This window comes from Halopseudomonas sp. MFKK-1 (assembly GCF_027474385.1).
Classification (GTDB): Bacteria; Pseudomonadota; Gammaproteobacteria; order Pseudomonadales; family Pseudomonadaceae; genus Halopseudomonas; species Halopseudomonas aestusnigri.
This window is the reverse complement of record NZ_CP114836.1, coordinates 1,417,804-1,434,435: the sequence shown is the minus strand read 5'-3', so window position 1 is coordinate 1,434,435 and position 16,632 is coordinate 1,417,804. Positions and strand designations below refer to the sequence as shown.

Sequence of the window (16,632 nt, the reverse complement as noted above, 5' to 3'; positions counted from 1 at the left end):
CATTGACGGCAGCGCGGCTTACGCGGAGGCTTGCGTTGACGTACCAGTAAAAACAACACCAACGAAAAGGGATCACCCGATGTTCAGTCACATCATGCTTGGCGCCAATGATCTGGAAAAATCCAAGGCGTTCTACGACGCCACTCTGGGCGTTATCGGCTGCAAACCCGGCTTTGCCGATCCAAAGGGCCGCGTCTTCTACATGACACCGACCGGCGTCTTTGCGATCACCAAACCGATCAACGGCGAACCTGCCAGCTGCGGCAACGGCAGCACCATCGGTTTCGCAATGGAAAGCCCGGAACAGGCTGATGCCTGGCACGCAGCCGGTCTGGCAGCTGGCGGCACCGACTGCGAGGATCCGCCGGGCGTACGTGAAGGCAACGGCATGAAGCTGTATCTGGCCTACCTGCGCGACCCGGCCGGCAACAAGCTGTGTGCGATGTATCGCATGCCCTGAGGCAAGCCCTTCCCTTGAGCAGTTCGGCGGCTTTCGCAGCCGCCGGATTGCGCACAACCCGCCGCAAAAAAACAGTCTGTTCCTGCGCCAGCGGCCTGCGTAACATCGCCTGACCAACCGAGGCGATACGCATGAACCATTGGGTCTACCTGATCACAGCCATTGTGTCCGAAGTGATTGCCACTTCCGCCCTGAAAGCCAGCACTGGCTTCACCAAACCGCTGCCATCGGTGGTTGTGGTAATTGGCTATCTGGTCTCTTTTTACTTTCTTTCGCTGACACTCAAGACCATTCCGGTGGGCATTGCCTATGCCATCTGGTCCGGGGTGGGCGTGGTGCTCATATCGGTCGTGGCCTGGCTCCTGTACGGCCAGAGGCTCGACCTGCCTGCGCTAATCGGCATGGGGCTGATCATCAGCGGCGTCATGGTCATCAACCTGTTTTCCAACACCGCCGGGCACTGAAGCCTCCCGCTCAGCCCGCCAGCAACTTCTCCGCCTCTTCGCCAAAGGCCGCACCCGGCCGCACATCCACATCCCGCGGCCCCAGCGGCTCGGCGCATTCGGAACAGACCATCACCGGTTTCATCCGCTGGCCGCAGCCTTTGTGATAGTGCTCGATGGGCGCACCACGTTCGTCCGCCATCCAGGTATCGCCCCAGCTGACCAGCGACAAAATTACCGGGTGCAAGGCCATGCCCTTCTCGGTCAGCCGATACTCCTCGCGCAGCGGCCGCTGCTGATAAGGCACCTTGGCCAGCACCTCGTGCTCGACCAGTTTCTTCAGCCGATCAGCCAGCAGGTGACGGGTCAGACCGATACGCCGTTCAAACGCGTCGAAGCGGCGCACGCCGAGAAAACAGTCGCGCAGAATCAGCAGCGTCCAGCGGTCACCCACCACCGCCAAGGTGCGAGACATGGAGCAGGGCTGCTCACCCAGTTCTTCCCAGCGCATGTATTGACCCTCCAGTTGATGTGCTCAGGGTAGCTTGACAAGTTCCAAAATGAAACCCACTATCATGTCAGTTCCAAAAAAGAACCATAGATAACGAGGATCATGCCATGACAGCAACTGCGCCCGTAGCGGTCGTGATCGGCGCCGGTGATGCCACCGGCGGCGCCATTGCCCGTCGCTTCGCCCGGGAAGGTTTTACCCTCTGTGTGACCCGTCGCAATGCCGACAGCCTGAGCGAGCTGGTCAACCAGATCGAGGCAGACGGCGGCAAGGCCCACGCCTTCGGCTGCGATGCGCGCAGCGAAGAGGAGATGGTGGGTCTGTTCGAGCACATCGAGCGGGAGATCGGCCCGGTTGAAGTGGCGATCTTCAACATCGGTGCCAACGTGCGCTTCGGCATTACCGAGACCACTGCCCGGGTCTACCGCAAGGTCTGGGAAATGGCCGGGTTCGCCGGCTTTCTGACCGGCCGGGAAGCCGCCAGGGTGATGCTGCCGCGCGGCAAGGGCACCATTATTTTCACCGGGGCCACGGCGTCGCTGCGTGGCGGTTCGGGCTTCTCGGCCTTTGCCGGCGCCAAGTTTGCGCTGCGGGCACTGGCCCAAAGCATGGCCCGCGAACTGGGGCCGCAGGGTATCCATGTCGCCCATCCCATCATCGACGGCGCCATCGATACCGCCTTTATCCGCGACAACTTCCCCGAGCGCTATGCGCTAAAGGACCAGGATGGCATCCTCAACCCCGACCACATTGCCGACCAGTACTGGGCCCTCCACGCCCAGCCCCGTGACAGCTGGACCCACGAGCTGGACCTGCGTCCGTGGATGGAAACCTTTTAATCCCGCTCCGGAGAGAGACACATGAGCAAGACCATCGAGTTTTATTTTGACGTCGGCAGCCCGGCCAGCTATCTGGCCTGGAGCCAGCTGCCGGCGATTGCCCAGCGCACCGGGGCCACCCTGGTCTACAAACCCATGCTGCTGGGCGGCGTATTTATGGCCACCGGCAACAGCTCCCCGGCAACCGTGCCGGCCAAGGGCGCCTATTCGCGCATCGACATGCAGCGCTTCGCCAACCGCTATGGCGTCACCCTGAACCAGAACCCCTTCTTCCCGATCAACACCCTGCAACTGATGCGCGCGGTTACCGCCTATCAGGGCACACCACAGTTCGAGCCTCTGCTGACGGCAATCTTCAATGCCATGTGGATCAGCGAGCTGAACATGGGCGAGCCCGAGATCGTCGGCAAGGTGCTGGTCGAGGCCGGGTTTGACCCTGAAGAGGTGATGGCCAAAGCCAGTGACCCGGCGGTAAAGGAGCAGCTCAAGCGTGCCACCGAGGAAGCGATCGGGCGCCGCGTTTTCGGCGCGCCGACCTGCTTTGTCAATGGCGAGATGTTCTTTGGCCAGGACCGCCTGGACTGGGTCGAAGCAGCCGCGCGCAGTTGATCCGACTGACCGGCGGCACCCTCTCCGGTGCCGTTGGTCGGCTGCCGTCAAAACCTGCTTTGCAGCCAATTGACGGCCATCTCGGCGCGGCATACATTCGCGCCGATGAGCAGCGTTCTGGCGTCCTGCCCCTGCTCAGGGATTCCCTGTCCCTACCTTTGCGGATCTATCCACATGCTGTCCCTTGCCCTCAAGTGCGTCCTGGGTGCGCTCGCAGTGCTGCTGATTGCGCTGCTGGCGAAGACAAAGAGCTTCTACATTGCCGGCCTGGTGCCGCTGTTTCCAACCTTCGCGATCATCGCCCACTACATCGTCGGCAGCGAGCGGCTGGCCAGCGATCTGCGCAGCACCGCCATTTTCGGCCTCTGGTCGCTGCTGCCCTATGCGGCGTATCTGTTCACGATTGTGCTGTTGAGCGAACGCTTCACGCTGGTGGTGACGCTGACCGTCGGTGCTCTGGCGTGGGCGATGGCGGCCGGCTTGCTGCTGACCGTCTGGACGCGAACCTACCCGGCTGTCTGAGCAGTTGGTGTCAGCGCAGCAGTAATAGGTGGACAAGCCTTTGGCGTTGTCCACCCTACGCTAGTAACGCAACCTGCCCGCGCGGCGTTGTCCCGACGCCAGCGGTTCAGACCTCAAGCAGAAACGTCACCGGCCCGTCGTTGACCAGATGCACCTGCATATCGGCGCCAAAACGACCGGTTGCGACCTGCGGATGCAGCGCCTGCGCCCTGGCAACCAGATAGTTGAACAGCACCTCGGCGCGATCCGGCGGCGCGGCTGTGGAGAAACCGGGGCGGCGGCCCTTGCGGGTGTCGGCGGCCAGGGTGAACTGTGATACCAACAGCAGCCCGCCCTGCACGTCGGTCAGCGAGTCGTTCATGCGACCGTCGACATCGGTGAATACCCGGTATTCGAGCAGTCGCTTGAGCAGTTTGTCGGCGCTGGCCTCGTCGTCCTGCGGTTCAATGCCGACCAGCACCAGCAGGCCCTGATCAATCGAGCCGACAATCTCTCCCTCAACCTCGACCCGGGCCTGACTGACCCGTTGCAGCAATCCCTTCATGTCACTCGGCCTGCGGCGTCAGATTGAGCAGCCGGCGCGCCATATCGCCGGTAGCACGCACCAGCGCGTCGGCGATGCCCGGCTCGGAGGCGGCGTGGCCGGCATCGCGAATGATGTTCAGCTCACTGCCCGGCCAGCGCTGATGCAGCGCGTGGGCGTTGTCCAGCGGGCAGACCATGTCGTAGCGGCCATGCACGATGATGCCCGGGATATGGGCAATCCGGTCCATGTTGTCGAGCAGCTGGTTGGGGGCCAGGAAGGTTTTGTTGGCGAAGTAGTGACACTCGATGCGGGCAATCGCGTAGGCGCGGCGTGCGTCACTGAACCGTTCGATCACCTGCGGGCTGGGCCTGAGCGTGGCGCAGCGCCCCTCCCAGACCGACCAGGCCTTGGCCGCGTGCATGCGACAAATCTCGTCGTCACCGGTCAGCCGGCGGTAGTAGGCGGCCACCATATCGGCACGCTCTTCCTCGGGAATCAGGCTCAGATAGTCTTCCCAGTAATCGGGGAACACATGGCTGGCGCCCTCCTGATAGAACCAGTGGATGTCCTGCTCGCGGCACAGGAAGATGCCGCGCAGCACCATGCCCATTACCCGGTCCGGGTGCGCCTGGGCGTAGGCCAGTGCCAGCGTCGAGCCCCAGGAACCGCCGAACAGCACCCACTTGTCGATCCCAAGGTGCTCGCGAAGGGTTTCCATATCGGCGACCAGATCGGCGGTGGTGTTGTTCTCCAGACTGCCGTGCGGGGTGGAGCGGCCACAGCCGCGCTGGTCAAAGGTGACAATTCGATAGATCGACGGATCGAAGAAGCGGCGACTGAGCGCATCGCACCCGGCCCCGGGTCCGCCATGGATGAATACTACCGGCAGGCCATCGGGCTGACCGCTTTCATCGGCATAGAGAACATGGGGAGGGGTGACCGCCAGTTCGTGGCGGGCGTAGGGTTTGATCTCCGGATACAACAGCTGCATGATGGCTCCCTGAACCGGCACGAGTGCGCCGCGCTCCTTACATTGGAAGCCCCAACATTACTGACCCGCGAGGCCGCTGTCACCTATGCGTTTTCTGCTTGCCGCCCTGCTTGCACTGAGCCTGTTGGGGTGCGGGGCTTCCAGCCCGGACCAGCGCCTGAATCAGGCCATCGAGCAGCTGCAGAGCGGGATCGAGGAGCGCGACCGCAGCGCCGTCATGGACCTGCTGCATCCCGAGTTTATCGCCCAGAGTCAGTACGACCAGGACTGGGCCGACCGCACCCTGCGGCTGATGTTCTTGCGCAATCAGCGCATCAACGTGCTGGTCACCCAGCAGCGCACCGAGATCGACCCAGGCTACGAACAACGTGCCGAAAGCGAGGCCCGCGTCACCCTGACCGGCGCCGAGCGGCTGATCCCCAACAGCGCCGGCCAGTATGATATTCGCCTGCTGTGGGAGGACGTCGACGGCCGCTGGCTGCTGCGTGACATCAACTGGCAACCGGTACGCTGAGATGCCAGCCAAGCCGGATCACGCCGCTCTGGCACGCATCGCCCTTGCTCATATCACCCGCGTCTATCCGCACAGCGGCCCGCAACGACTGAACTGTGCAGCCGACTGGCAGCCACCCGAGCAGGCCCATCCGCTGTTCTGCGGCAGCTATGACTGGCACTCCTGCGTGCATAGCCACTGGCTGTTGGTGAGGGTGCTGAACCGAGCCCCCGACCTGCCCGAGGCAGTCGCCATTCGCCAGCGCCTCAAGCAGATCACTGACGACGCAGTCGCCGCTGAAATAACCACCTTCGAGCGTCAGGGACAAGGCTTTGAGCGCCCCTACGGCTGGGCCTGGCTGCTGATGCTGCAGGCCGAACTGCTGCGCAGCAGCGAGCCGACAGCGCGGCGCGGCGCAGCAACGCTGCAACCGTTGGCAGACTTGATTCGTCGGCGCCTGCTGGACTACCTGCCGCGCCTGCTCTACCCCATCCGCAGCGGTCAGCATAACAACACCGCCTTCGCCCTGCTGCTCTACCTCGAATACGCCAGAATGGCGCAGGACCAGCAACTGGAGCGCCTGCTGCGCGAGCGCAGCCTGACGTGGTTTGCCAACGATCGCGGCTGCCCGGCCTGGGGCGAGCCGAGCGGTGAGGACTTTCTCTCTCCGACACTGCAGCAGGCGGTGCTGATGCAACAAGTCATGGACGGGAACACCTTCGCCGACTGGCTGGATGCCTTTCTGCCGGACCTGGTCGTACAGCAGCCAGCCACCCTGTTCCGGCCGGTTAGCGTCAGTGAGCGCAGCGACGGCAAGCTTGCCCATCTCGATGGCCTCAACCTCAGCCGAGCCTGGTGCTGGTTTCAGCTATCAGCCGCACGGCCCACATTGCTGACCGTGGCCGAAGCCCATCTCGCCGCGGCAATCAATCACCTTGAGGACGACTACATGGGCAGCCACTGGCTGGCCACCTTTGCCATGCTGGCGCAGCAAGCGGCCAGTGAGCACGCGTGACGCCAACGCTCAGCGCAGCTTGGTCTCCCGCAGCTTGAGCATGTAGTCCGGCGGCGCAAAGCTGTCAGCGCGGGCCTGGGCCCAGTACTTTTTGAACAGGTGCAGTTCTGCCCGGCCATCCAGCAATACGCCCGGCTCAAGAAACTCGAACAACTCGCTATAGGGCCGTACTTCGTAGCGCGACACACGCCGAATCACATGTTCAGGGCCCAGCTCACTCGGATGTTTCAGCCCGGCTGCCTCCAGCATATGCGCCAGCGCCAGCACGGTATTGCGGTGGAAGTGGTAGACCCGTTCGCTCTTGTCGGCCACATCCAGCCGAGCGCTGCGGCTAGGGTCCTGGGTGGCGACACCGCTGGGGCACTTGCCACTGTGGCAGCTCAGGCTCTGGATACAGCCCAGGGCGAACATGTAGCCACGGGCCGCATTGCACCAGTCGGCGCCGATCGCCAGGGTACGGGCAATATTGAACGCCGAGGTGATCTTGCCGGCAGCACCGATATGAATTTTTTCCCTAAGATTGGCCCCGACCAGGGTGTTATGCACCAGCAGCAGGCCATCGGTCATCGGCGTCCCAAGCCGGTTGATGAACTCCAGCGGCGCAGCACCAGTGCCACCCTCACCGCCATCGACCACGATAAAGTCCGGATGCTCACCCGTCTCCAGCATCGCCTTGACGATGCCGAACCACTCCCACGGGTGCCCGATGGCCAGCTTGAAGCCTACTGGCTTGCCGCCCGACAGCTCACGCAGCCTGGCAATGAACGCCATCAATTCCAGTGGGGTATGAAACGCCGAGTGGGCCGCGGGCGACACCACATCCTGCCCCTGCGGCACACCCCGGGCCTCGGCAATCTCGGCGGAGACCTTGGCCGCGGGCAGAATGCCGCCATGCCCGGGTTTGGCGCCCTGGGACAGCTTGATTTCGATCATCTTGACCTGCGGCAACCGGGCATTGCGCTCAAACAGCCCGGCATCAAAGCCGCCATCCGGAGTGCGACAGCCGAAGTAGCCGGAACCGATTTCCCAGACCAGATCACCGCCGGGGCGCAGGTGGTAGCGCGAGATCGACCCCTCGCCGGTGTCGTGGTAGAAGCCGCCCTTCCTGGCTCCGGTATTGAGCGCCAGAATCGCGTTGGCCGACAGCGAGCCGAAGCTCATCGCCGAGATGTTGAATACGCTGACATCATAGGGCTGGGTGGTCTTCGGATGGCTGCCAACCCGCACCCGGAAGTTGCTGTCCGCAATCTGTACCGGCGCCAGCGAATGATTGAGCCACTCGTAACCCTCTGCGTTCATCGACATCAGCGAGCCAAAGGGTTTCTTGTCCAGCACATTCTTGGCGCGCTGATAGACCACGTTACGCTGCTCGCGGGAAAACGGCAGCTCATCGGTGTCGGACTGGATAAAGTACTGGCGCAGCTCAGGCCCGATCGACTCCAGCAGATAGCGCAGGTGCGCCAGCACCGGGTAATTTCGGCTGATCGTGTGCCGACGCTGAGTTACGTCCCAAAGCCCGACCAGGGCCAACACCAGCAGCGGTGCCGCCAGCAGCCACCAGAGTGCCGACAATGCAGTCAGAGCCAGACTGATCAACGCACCGAGCACGCACAACAGCCAGGTAAGATAACGTGTTGGAATCGCAGTCGGTTGCATGGACTCATCCTTATCAGCAGGGGCATCGCGCCTGAGGATTGATAACATATCCGCTGCGGCGCTGCACGGTCAGCGCACCGGCACTCCCACCTGATCGGCAAGGCAGGGCGAGACAAAAAGCTCGCCACGCCAGGCGCCACGCAGGGTTGCAGCCATCACCAGCACCCAGAGCAGTGCCAGCAGGCCGACCAACCCGGCTCCAAGGCGCGAAAAAAAGGCGAGCTGCAGCATTTGCCCCAGAGTCAGGGTCGCCAGCGCATACACCCCGAGCGGAAAGGTAAAGGCCCACCAGCCGAGGTTGAACGGCATGCCCTCACGCAGGTAACGGCAAATGATCAGCAGCGCCAGCAACAGCCACCACAAACCCAGCCCCCAGAGCAGTAACCCGCTGACTATCCCAAGGCCGTGTGCCACCACACCGACGCTGGAAAGCCCCTGAGCGGCAAAGACCTCTGTTGCTGCCTGACCCAGCAGCAACAGCCCGAGCGCACCGGTCCCCAGGGGGCCCAATGCCAACAGACTGGAGGCCGCCATATTGCGGTGCGGCAACTTGTGGACCGCCATACGCAGCAGAAGGATCACCAGAATACTCAGGGCGACCGGCACCGAGCAGGCCCAGAGCACGTAGCTGGTCACCAGTACCGCATAGGCCTGCTCGGCTGCCAGCCAGGGAATCAGCAATCCGCCACTCGCCGCGGCGACCTCGGCAGCCACCACCGGCAACAGCCAGACCGCGGTCATCTGGTCGATACTGTGCTCCTGGCGGGTGAACATCAGATAGGGAATGCCAACACCGCAGGCCAACGCCAACGCCACATCCAGCCACCACAGAGGCAACGCCAGCGTCATCGCGGCCTCGCCCCAGAGGACGACACCGTGACTCGGCAGGCCGTTGATCAGGGTGGCCAACCCCATCGGAATGGTACCGATAAACATCGATACGGTAGCGTGGCCGAAGATACGCCGCGCCTCATTGAAATACAGCAGCCAGCGGGCGGCATACAGCCCGAAGAACAACGCAAACAGCAGCAGGTTCAGCAGCCACAGCGTCTGACCCAGTAATGCCGCGCCCGGCAACCCAAGGTGCGGCAGCGCAGCCGACAGAATGCCTGTGCCCATGGTGACGGCAAACCAGTTTGGGGTGAACTGACGAACGACCTCCCTTGGGTGGCTCAACTGCACGAGCGGGCGGTAGCACAGGGTGTTGAATGGCATGCGGGGCATGGCGGCACTCCAGCGATAAATTCCATTTCATTCTAATGATCTTTAATATCGATATAAGCGCATAATTCCTGTTTTGCTTATCGGCTTTACCGAACAAACAGAATGACTGGCACTCTTTGTGCTTCACTGGCAACAGGCATCACACGAGTGCAGTCACATGATTCGACCCGATACCGCCTGCCAGGCACCCGACCGCAGATTGATCAGCCTGCAGAGCACCTGCCTGATCGCCAGTTGGCTGGAAGAACACCATCTGCCTGTTGAACCTGTCCTGGCCGGTTCCGGGCTCGGCTCGGCGGACCTGCAAACCCCCGCCCTGCTGATCACCCCTGAGCAGGAGCAGGCCGTCTTCGCCAATACGGTCGCACTGACCGGCGACCCGCTGATCGGCCTCAAGCTCGGCCAGCGCATGCGGGTATCGGCCTATGGCCAACTGGGTTACGCGATGCTGTCGGCACCGACCCTGCTTGATGCCTTGCAAGTCATGCTGGCCTTTCCGGTGCTGCTCGGCAGTTACTTCCGGTTGCAGCTGGAAACCCTGCCGAATGGCCAACTGGCACTGCGCGCCGATCACTATCACGAATCACCGGCACTGCGGCTGTTCAACGTCGAGCTGTGCCTGTCCTCGATCAAGGCCATGCTGGATGATGCGCTGGGTGCCAGGCTGCAACTGGAGGCCGTACACTTGAGCAGTAATCCCCCTGCTCACAGTGACCACTATCGGACCTATCTGGGTGACTGCCCCCTGCTGTGCGACCAGGACGCCGAGCGCCTGGTGTTTGCCGCTGACACCTTGAATGCGACATTGCCACTGGCCGAACCCGTCACCCACTTTGAAGCCAAACGCCACTGCCAGACCGTGCAGGACAGTTTCCGGCCGGAACCCTCGGCGCTGGTCAGTCAGCTCAGCGCGCAACTGGAGCAACAGCTCGAAGCGCCGCCAACGCTGGAGCAGTTGGCCAATCAGATGCACTGCACCACCCGCACCCTGCGTCGGCACCTGCAGCGTGCCGGCTGCGGCTACCAGCAACTGCTTGACCGGCTGCGGTTCCAGCGCGCCAAGCTGCTGCTCAACCGCGAGCAGCTGCCGATCTACGCCATCGCCGAACAGCTCGGCTTCAGCGAAACCGCCAGCTTCCGCCACGCCTTCCAGCGCTGGTCCGGGACCACGCCGCGGGCCTGGCGTCAGAGTCAGCCACACCAGCACGCCCCATTCTGACCAGGGCACAAGCGGACCTCGGCGGTCAATCGCCTGTCCGTTTCGATCCCTTTTCTGTCCCTCTGCAGCATTTCCCGAGGCTACGGTGCACGCCATGATCGAAGGCAACCGACTCACCAGCCACAGGATTCATCATGCGGACGTTCTACAGCGACGATCATCGCCTGCACCACGCCAACGCCGAATTGAACAATGGCCAGCTTATGCCCTGCTTCGAGAAACCCTCGCGCGCCGATATGGTGCTGGAGCAGGTGAAGCGAACCGGATTGGGGCCAATCTGCGAGCCGCAGGACTTCGGTCTGGCTCCGATCAAGCGCATCCACAGCCCGGAGTTTGTCGACTTTATCCAGCACGCCTGGCAACGCTGGAGTGCACTGGGCCGCAGCCACGACATGCTGCCGCTGGCCTGGCCACCGCGCCGCATGCCGCCGCGCTGCCCCGATGACATCGACGGCCAGCTCGGATACTACAGCTTTGATGCCGGTGCGCCGCTGACCGCCGGCAGCTGGCAGGCGATCTACAGCAGCGCGCAGGTCGCGCTCAGCGCCCAGGCACACTTGTGTGCGGGCGCCCAGAGCGCCTTCGCCCTGTGTCGCCCACCCGGGCACCACGCCGGTATCGACTATATGGGCGGCTACTGCTACCTGAATAACGCGGCGATTGCCGCCCAGGCCATGCTCGACCAGGGCGCCAGCAAGGTCGCCATCCTTGATGTCGACTTCCACCACGGCAACGGTACCCAAGACATCTTCTATCAGCGCCCGGACGTGCTGTTCACCTCGATTCACGGCGACCCGCGCAACGAGTATCCGTGCTTTGCCGGCTACGCCGACGAGCGCGGTGAAGGTACCGGCCTCGGCTACAACCACAATTACCCTCTGCCTGCCGGCAGCGACTGGAGTGTCTGGTCGCAGGCCCTGCGCGACGCGCTGCGGCAAATCGTCGGCTTCGGCGCAGATTATCTGATCGTCTCGCTCGGCGTAGACACCTACATGGCCGACCCGATCTCCAGCTTCAAGCTCGACAGCCCCGACTATCTGAAGATGGGCGAGCTGATTGCCGGGCTGGGGCTGCCAACACTGTTTGTCATGGAGGGCGGCTACGCCGTGGAAGAGATCGGCATCAACGCTGTCAACGTCCTCACCGCTTTTGACGCAACCGTCACAACTCAAGGAGAAGCACAATGAAACTGGCAAGCAAACTGGGGCTGATCGCCCCGCTGGCGGCGCTGTCATTCAGTGCGCTGGCAGCCGATCAGGTGAAGATCTACAACTGGTTCGACTACACCCCGCAGGCGACTCTGGACGGCTTCCAGGCGGAAACCGGTATCGCCCCGACACTCGACACCTTCGACTCCAACGAGGTGCTGGAAGCCAAGCTGCTGTCGGGCCAGTCCGGCTACGACGTGGTGGTGCCAAGCGACAGCTTTCTCGCCAAGCAGCGCCAGGCAGGCGCCTTTCAGGCGCTGGACAAGCGCCTGCTGCCAAACCTTGGCAACCTCAATCAGGACCTGATGAAGGTGCTCGAAGGCAGCGACCCGGGCAACCAGTACGCGGTGCCCTACATGTGGGGCACTAACGGTATCGGCTACAACCCGGAGAAAGTCCGCGCCGTTTTGGGTGACGACGCCCCGGTCGACTCCTGGGCGCTGGTATTCGACCCGGCAAACATGGAAAAGCTGGCCGAGTGCGGCGTTGCCTTCCTCGACTCGCCGTCAGAAATTCTGCCGGGCGCGCTGCACTACCTGGGTCTGGACCCGAACAGCACCCGAAGCGAAGACTACGACGCCGCAGTCGCCATGATGAGCAAGATCCAGCCGTATGTGCGCTACTTCAACTCCTCGCGCTTTCTCAACGACATCGCCAACGGCGAAATCTGCGTAGCAGTCGCCTGGTCCGGCAGCATCCTGCAGGCCAACTCCCGTGCTCAGGAAGCAAATAACGGCGTTCATCTGGAATACCGGATTCCCAAGGAAGGCGCACAGGTCTGGTTCGATTTGATGGCGATTCCGAAGGACGCACCCAACCCGGCTGCAGCCCACGCCTTCATCAACTACCTGCTCAAACCCGAAGTGGTTGCCGAAATCAGCAACCTGGTGGGCTACGCCAACCCCAACGCTGCGGCAACCGAACTGGTTAACGAAAGCCTGCGCAACAACCCCGGCGCCTATCCGCCGGCCGAGGTACAGGCCCGCCTGTTTACCCTCAAACCGCTGCCTTTGGCCGCCGAGCGCGTGCGTACCCGTGCCTGGAACCGGATCAAGACCGGACAATAAGACCGGAGCTGTCCTAGCCAACAAAAAACCGCAGTGATGCGGTTTTTTGTTGATTTTCCGATCAGGCACAGGAGATGCACCGTAGTACAAATCCAGGGCGATTTGCCAAATGCTCGCATGGTGGAGTGGGCACCGGGGTTCATCCCGTTTACGCGGGCGAGTAGCGCAGATTTGTCGGGAAAAAGAGCCACAGGATGTCTGAGGGGGCGGAGCCCCCGAGTTTTGTGGCTCCCCGATAAATCGAGCAACGCAGCGAACCCGCAGGGCCGCGTAGTCGGGTGCCCGGGGGGATTGCTAAGGGGGGCTGGGCAAGCAGCCCCCCTTGGCTCGCCGGGAAGGCGAAAGTCTAACTCGGCAACAGCTAAGTGCAGGAAACGGTCAAACGAAAGGGAAGATCACCTTGAAGCTCCCGACCAAACAACAAAAAACCCGCATCACTGCGGGTTTTTTATGTCTGCCGGAATCACACTCCCATCGGCTTGACCCCGATCCAGGCGCCATGCAGGTAGAAAGCAAAGGCCGCCCAGGCCACCAGACCGACCACCACAACCACCGCGTCCATCACCGGCTTGCCCTTGCCGTAGCCGACACCGGCAGCACGATCACGCTTGCGTGAGACCACAAACAGCGCGGTGGCCCATGCCAGGAAGCCGCCGAACAGCAGCAGATCCGCCAACGTGCCGTTGGCAATCAGGTGCGCCAGCGCCCAGAACTTCACGCCCAGCAGCATCGGATGGCCAACCCGCGCCTTGATGCAGGAGCCGGGAACATAGGTCGCAGCGATGAGAATAAATGCGGGGATGGTCAGCAGCGCAGCCAGATGGCGCGTCCACACCGGCGAGATCCACAGCCAGGTGGGGCTCACGCGGGCCTGGCCGTAGCCGCAGATGATCAGTACAAAACCGATGATCGAGACCAGTGCGTAAATACCCTTCCAGGCCAATGGTCCCCTGGCGGCAATGAAGGACGCGCGTTTTTCAGCGGCAAACAGGCGGGCGGAGTGCATGCCCAGAAACAGAATCAGGCCCAGAATCAGCAGCAGCATCACGGTACTCCGTTGTTATGGTTTTGGTGAACCGGCCCGCTACCGGGCCGGACGCTGCCATCTTACTCCAGCCGAGCCTTCAGGGAACCGCCCTCATCACCCTCAAGGATCAGCGCACCGGTTTCATCCAGATGAAAACGACTGATCTGCTCCAGCGTCTGCACAAAGCGGGTCTCCTGCTCGTTCAGCGCCGGCGCGCAGGCTCGCCGGGTGGTCGCCAACTGGCTCAGTTGCAGAGTGCGGCCATCAACCTGATAGGCACCGACATAATTGTTGCAACTGGCCCGACCCGACACGCGACCGTCGTTGCCGAAGTTGAGCGTCACTCGTGAGCGGTCGATGATGCCCCCGCGATTGATGTCCTCCACGACCCATTCACCGGCCTGCAGCACCAGTGCACCGGCTGGCTCGCACTCGGGCAGGCTTTCACCGCGAATGGTCAGCAGGCCCTTGTCGCCCTTGTTCCAGAAACTGGTCGAACTGTCATCAGGCGCTTCGTACCGGGCACCCGAGGCAGTCACCACGCGCTCCAGCAGGAAGCGGCCCTGCATTGCTTCGATCAGCGCCTGCTCGCCGGTCAGGGTGACCCGAACCGGCGAACCGCCACACTGCAAAATCATCACACCGCGCTGCGGAATACCCTGCTCGGATGCGGCCACAGCCGGCTCCGTTGACTCAAGGTTACTGCAGCCTGCCAGTGACACTGCACTGATCAGCCCGGCTGCCAGGGCCGCCTTTGTTGATGTCATTCTGCATCTCCGTGTTCATTTCAATGCTGCAAGCATAGCTATCCGACTTTCCCGGCGGGGTTACCAGGGACTCAGTCGGGCACATGAATACAGCCTTCGAGGTAGAGTACCGCGTAGCCGCTGATGCGGACCCGCTCCGCCTCCACCTTGCAATAGAGCACACCACCACGGGTCGAAGCCTGCAGCGCTTTCAACTCGTTACGCCCAAGTCGCTCCGCCCAGTAGGGCGCCAGCCCGGCATGAATCGAGCCGGTTACCATGTCTTCCAGGCCACCATTGGCCGGCCAGAAATAGCGGGAGACAAAGTCCACATCGTGCCCGGGCGCGGTGACCACCACATCGCGCGGTGCCAGTTGCCGGATCAGCTCCGGATCCTGCTCGACCGCTCGCACCTGGCCCTCATCGGCATAGACTGCAAACCACGCCTGGCGGCTAACCAGCACTGCATCCGGCCTGATCGACAAACCATCAAACAACAGCGCCGGCGGCTCGGCTACCGGCTCTGGCGCCAGCCGTGGCGCATCCATATGGATGAGGCCATCGTCTTCACGGCTGAGACTCAACTCGCCGACCGCTGCGGCCCGAAAGCGCAGCACCGGAACGTCCGCGTTCAAGCGGAAGAGAACAAACGCGGCGGCCAGCGTAGCGTGGCCGCAGAAATCAATCTCGGCCAACGGCGAGAACCAGCGGATGGCATAACCGCCGTCGGCCTGCCTGACCACAAAAGCGGTTTCAGACAGGTTATTCTCGGCCGCAACTGCCTGCATCAGCTCGGCCGGCAGCCAGTCGGCCAGCGGCACAACGGCAGCGTAATTGCCACCAAACAGTATGTCGGTGAAGGCATCGACCTGATAGATCGGCAGTTGCATGAGACGTCTCCGGTAAAAAAGGTTCAACTTACGCGATCCGGCACAGGGGCGTCCCGGCACAATTTGCTGCATTGCTGGCGATACAGTTGCCTAGAAGCTCGAGCCTTTGGTGCGCAGGAACGCCGCCTCTTCTGCCGTCGATGGCCGGCCAAGAATCGCGTTACGGTGAGGGTAGCGACCGAAACGCTCGATGATATCCCTGTGCCTCTGCTCGAAACGCAGATTGTCCTCCAGGCCCGGCGCACTGAACAGTTTCATCGCCTGTTCATGCATGCGCAGCGACTCGCTATGCATGAACGGCATGTACAAAAAGGCGCGCCACTTCACCGGCAGCTGCTGGTCAGCACCTTCGGCAACCGCCTCCTGCGCCAGCACCAGCGCCATACCGTCACTGGCGAATGCCCGCGGCGTATCGCGCCAGATATTGCGCGAGAACTGGTCCAGCACGATGATCTCGGCCAGCCGCCCGAGCGCATTGGCCCGCCAGTTCATCAGTTCACCGCGCACCGCACGTTCGTGCAGGTCGCCAAAGCGACTGCGAATAAGACCATCGAGCGCCGGATCCTTTTGCCACCACTGGGCCGGCCGCAACTCGCCAAACCAGAATTCGAGTACTTCATCCGCCGCCGTCATCACCGTCTCCTGACTGATCACTTCAGAGGCCGGGCTGACTCCCGGCATCTGGATCAGATCAGTCACGCCCGGATCGGTTCCCGACTGCGATAACAGCGTAGTGAGCTGGCCTCGGTGGTGGGTCTGATGGTTGAAAAAGTGAGTCAATGCCAACCACAGCGGATAGCAGCGCGGCTGCGGATTGACCAGGCTGGTATAGCGCAGCTCACTATCCAGGCTGGAAGGAGACAGACTGCCTACCCATTCGATTATCCGTTCGTCCATCACCTCCCGCGCGTCGCGTAGCTCGGTAAAGTCGGCGTACAGTTCAGCATCCAGCGCCGGAGCAGAGAAAGGCTGGCCGGTAAAGCGCCCCATCCACAGGTGGTCGGCCAGCAGCAGGTGATTGAGGGTCCCATGAATGGAGCCGAAAAAGGCACCACGGGGGGCGCGCCGTTCGGCATCGTCCAGCGTGGCACAGAGCCTGTAGAGCCGCTGGTTCATCCACCGGTTGTATTGGGCCAACATGGTGAGCTGTGCGTAAAGCATGGAATCTCCTTGAATCGGGGTACGT

The 16,632-nt window shown here is 62.3% G+C and carries 19 protein-coding genes; 10 read left to right on the top strand and 9 right to left on the bottom strand.

Annotated features, from left to right (window positions below; translation table 11 throughout):
• Nucleotides 1-79 precede the first annotated feature (79 nt).
• Both O5O48_RS06565 and O5O48_RS06560 read left to right on the top strand, forming a co-directional pair.
• Nucleotides 80-460 carry a VOC family protein gene (locus O5O48_RS06565; protein WP_228247055.1) on the top strand — a complete coding sequence of 127 codons (381 nt, stop codon included), beginning with the start codon at nt 80-82 and terminating at the stop codon, nt 458-460.
• 131 nt (nt 461-591) lie between these two features.
• Complete coding sequence (locus O5O48_RS06560; protein WP_228247056.1) at nt 592-924, top strand: DMT family transporter; 333 nt, start codon at nt 592-594, stop codon at nt 922-924.
• A gap of 10 nt (nt 925-934) precedes the next feature.
• Here the strand turns inward: O5O48_RS06560 and O5O48_RS06555 are convergent, their stop codons facing one another.
• Nucleotides 935-1,414: a winged helix-turn-helix transcriptional regulator gene (locus O5O48_RS06555; protein ID WP_228247057.1), complete on the bottom strand. Its 480-nt coding sequence runs from the start codon at nt 1,412-1,414 to the stop codon at nt 935-937.
• A 107-nt stretch (nt 1,415-1,521) separates the two neighbouring features.
• Between O5O48_RS06555 and O5O48_RS06550 the strand changes: the two genes are divergently transcribed.
• The 3 genes from O5O48_RS06550 to O5O48_RS06540 all read left to right on the top strand — a co-directional run bounded on the left by O5O48_RS06550 (nt 1,522) and on the right by O5O48_RS06540 (nt 3,384).
• Nucleotides 1,522-2,253, top strand: a complete 732-nt coding sequence (locus tag O5O48_RS06550; protein ID WP_269688477.1) for an SDR family oxidoreductase — start codon at nt 1,522-1,524, stop codon at nt 2,251-2,253.
• A 21-nt stretch (nt 2,254-2,274) separates the two neighbouring features.
• Nucleotides 2,275-2,862, top strand: a complete 588-nt coding sequence (locus tag O5O48_RS06545; protein WP_269688476.1) for a 2-hydroxychromene-2-carboxylate isomerase — start codon at nt 2,275-2,277, stop codon at nt 2,860-2,862.
• A gap of 177 nt (nt 2,863-3,039) precedes the next feature.
• Entirely contained in the window at nt 3,040-3,384 is a 345-nt protein-coding gene (locus tag O5O48_RS06540) for a GlpM family protein (RefSeq protein WP_228247088.1), read from the top strand.
• A 106-nt stretch (nt 3,385-3,490) separates the two neighbouring features.
• Here the strand turns inward: O5O48_RS06540 and dtd are convergent, their stop codons facing one another.
• Together dtd and pip are read right to left on the bottom strand one after the other, a co-directional pair.
• The gene (dtd, locus tag O5O48_RS06535) at nt 3,491-3,928 is read right to left on the bottom strand and encodes a D-aminoacyl-tRNA deacylase (protein ID WP_228247060.1); all 438 of its coding nucleotides are present in this window, start codon (nt 3,926-3,928) and stop codon (nt 3,491-3,493) included.
• Nucleotide 3,929: 1 nt separating this feature from the next.
• Nucleotides 3,930-4,901, bottom strand: coding sequence for a prolyl aminopeptidase (gene pip, locus O5O48_RS06530; RefSeq protein WP_228247061.1), 972 nt, complete (start codon nt 4,899-4,901; stop codon nt 3,930-3,932).
• A gap of 85 nt (nt 4,902-4,986) precedes the next feature.
• Here pip and O5O48_RS06525 point away from each other — a divergent pair, with 85 nt between their 5' ends.
• Entirely contained in the window at nt 4,987-5,415 is a 429-nt protein-coding gene (locus O5O48_RS06525; RefSeq protein ID WP_228247062.1) for a hypothetical protein, read from the top strand.
• 1 nt (nt 5,416) lies between these two features.
• On the top strand, nt 5,417-6,409 hold the full coding sequence (locus O5O48_RS06520; protein ID WP_228247063.1) for a DUF2891 domain-containing protein: 993 nt from the start codon (nt 5,417-5,419) through the stop codon (nt 6,407-6,409).
• A gap of 9 nt (nt 6,410-6,418) precedes the next feature.
• On the opposite strand, the gene O5O48_RS06515 is transcribed toward O5O48_RS06520, so the two are convergent.
• Both O5O48_RS06515 and O5O48_RS06510 read right to left on the bottom strand, forming a co-directional pair.
• Complete coding sequence (locus O5O48_RS06515) at nt 6,419-8,065, bottom strand: FMN-binding glutamate synthase family protein (protein WP_269688475.1); 1,647 nt, start codon at nt 8,063-8,065, stop codon at nt 6,419-6,421.
• Between the two features lie 69 nt (nt 8,066-8,134).
• Nucleotides 8,135-9,289, bottom strand: a complete 1,155-nt coding sequence (locus O5O48_RS06510; protein ID WP_434006954.1) for a C4-dicarboxylate ABC transporter — start codon at nt 9,287-9,289, stop codon at nt 8,135-8,137.
• A gap of 157 nt (nt 9,290-9,446) precedes the next feature.
• Between O5O48_RS06510 and O5O48_RS06505 the strand changes: the two genes are divergently transcribed.
• From O5O48_RS06505 to O5O48_RS06495, 3 genes are all read left to right on the top strand, one after another.
• The gene (locus tag O5O48_RS06505) at nt 9,447-10,508 is read left to right on the top strand and encodes an AraC family transcriptional regulator (RefSeq protein WP_269688474.1); all 1,062 of its coding nucleotides are present in this window, start codon (nt 9,447-9,449) and stop codon (nt 10,506-10,508) included.
• 134 nt (nt 10,509-10,642) lie between these two features.
• Nucleotides 10,643-11,695, top strand: a complete 1,053-nt coding sequence (locus tag O5O48_RS06500; RefSeq protein ID WP_228247067.1) for a histone deacetylase family protein — start codon at nt 10,643-10,645, stop codon at nt 11,693-11,695.
• The gene (locus O5O48_RS06495) at nt 11,692-12,783 is read left to right on the top strand and encodes a polyamine ABC transporter substrate-binding protein (RefSeq protein ID WP_269688473.1); all 1,092 of its coding nucleotides are present in this window, start codon (nt 11,692-11,694) and stop codon (nt 12,781-12,783) included. Before O5O48_RS06500 ends, O5O48_RS06495 begins: the two co-directional genes overlap by 4 nt.
• Before the next feature lie 463 nt (nt 12,784-13,246).
• On the opposite strand, the gene O5O48_RS06490 is transcribed toward O5O48_RS06495, so the two are convergent.
• The 4 genes from O5O48_RS06490 to O5O48_RS06475 all read right to left on the bottom strand — a co-directional run bounded on the left by O5O48_RS06490 (nt 13,247) and on the right by O5O48_RS06475 (nt 16,607).
• Nucleotides 13,247-13,828, bottom strand: a complete 582-nt coding sequence (locus O5O48_RS06490) for an NnrU family protein (RefSeq protein WP_269688472.1) — start codon at nt 13,826-13,828, stop codon at nt 13,247-13,249.
• A gap of 62 nt (nt 13,829-13,890) precedes the next feature.
• Nucleotides 13,891-14,577 (bottom strand): META domain-containing protein, encoded by a 687-nt coding sequence (locus tag O5O48_RS06485; protein ID WP_269688471.1) that lies wholly within the window; start codon nt 14,575-14,577, stop codon nt 13,891-13,893.
• Between the two features lie 71 nt (nt 14,578-14,648).
• A complete protein-coding gene (locus O5O48_RS06480; protein WP_332367356.1) occupies nt 14,649-15,434 on the bottom strand; it encodes a PhzF family phenazine biosynthesis protein in 786 nt (261 codons plus the stop codon).
• A gap of 102 nt (nt 15,435-15,536) precedes the next feature.
• A complete protein-coding gene (locus tag O5O48_RS06475) occupies nt 15,537-16,607 on the bottom strand; it encodes a DUF924 family protein (RefSeq protein WP_228247072.1) in 1,071 nt (356 codons plus the stop codon).
• Between the last annotated feature and the right edge of the window lie 25 nt (nt 16,608-16,632).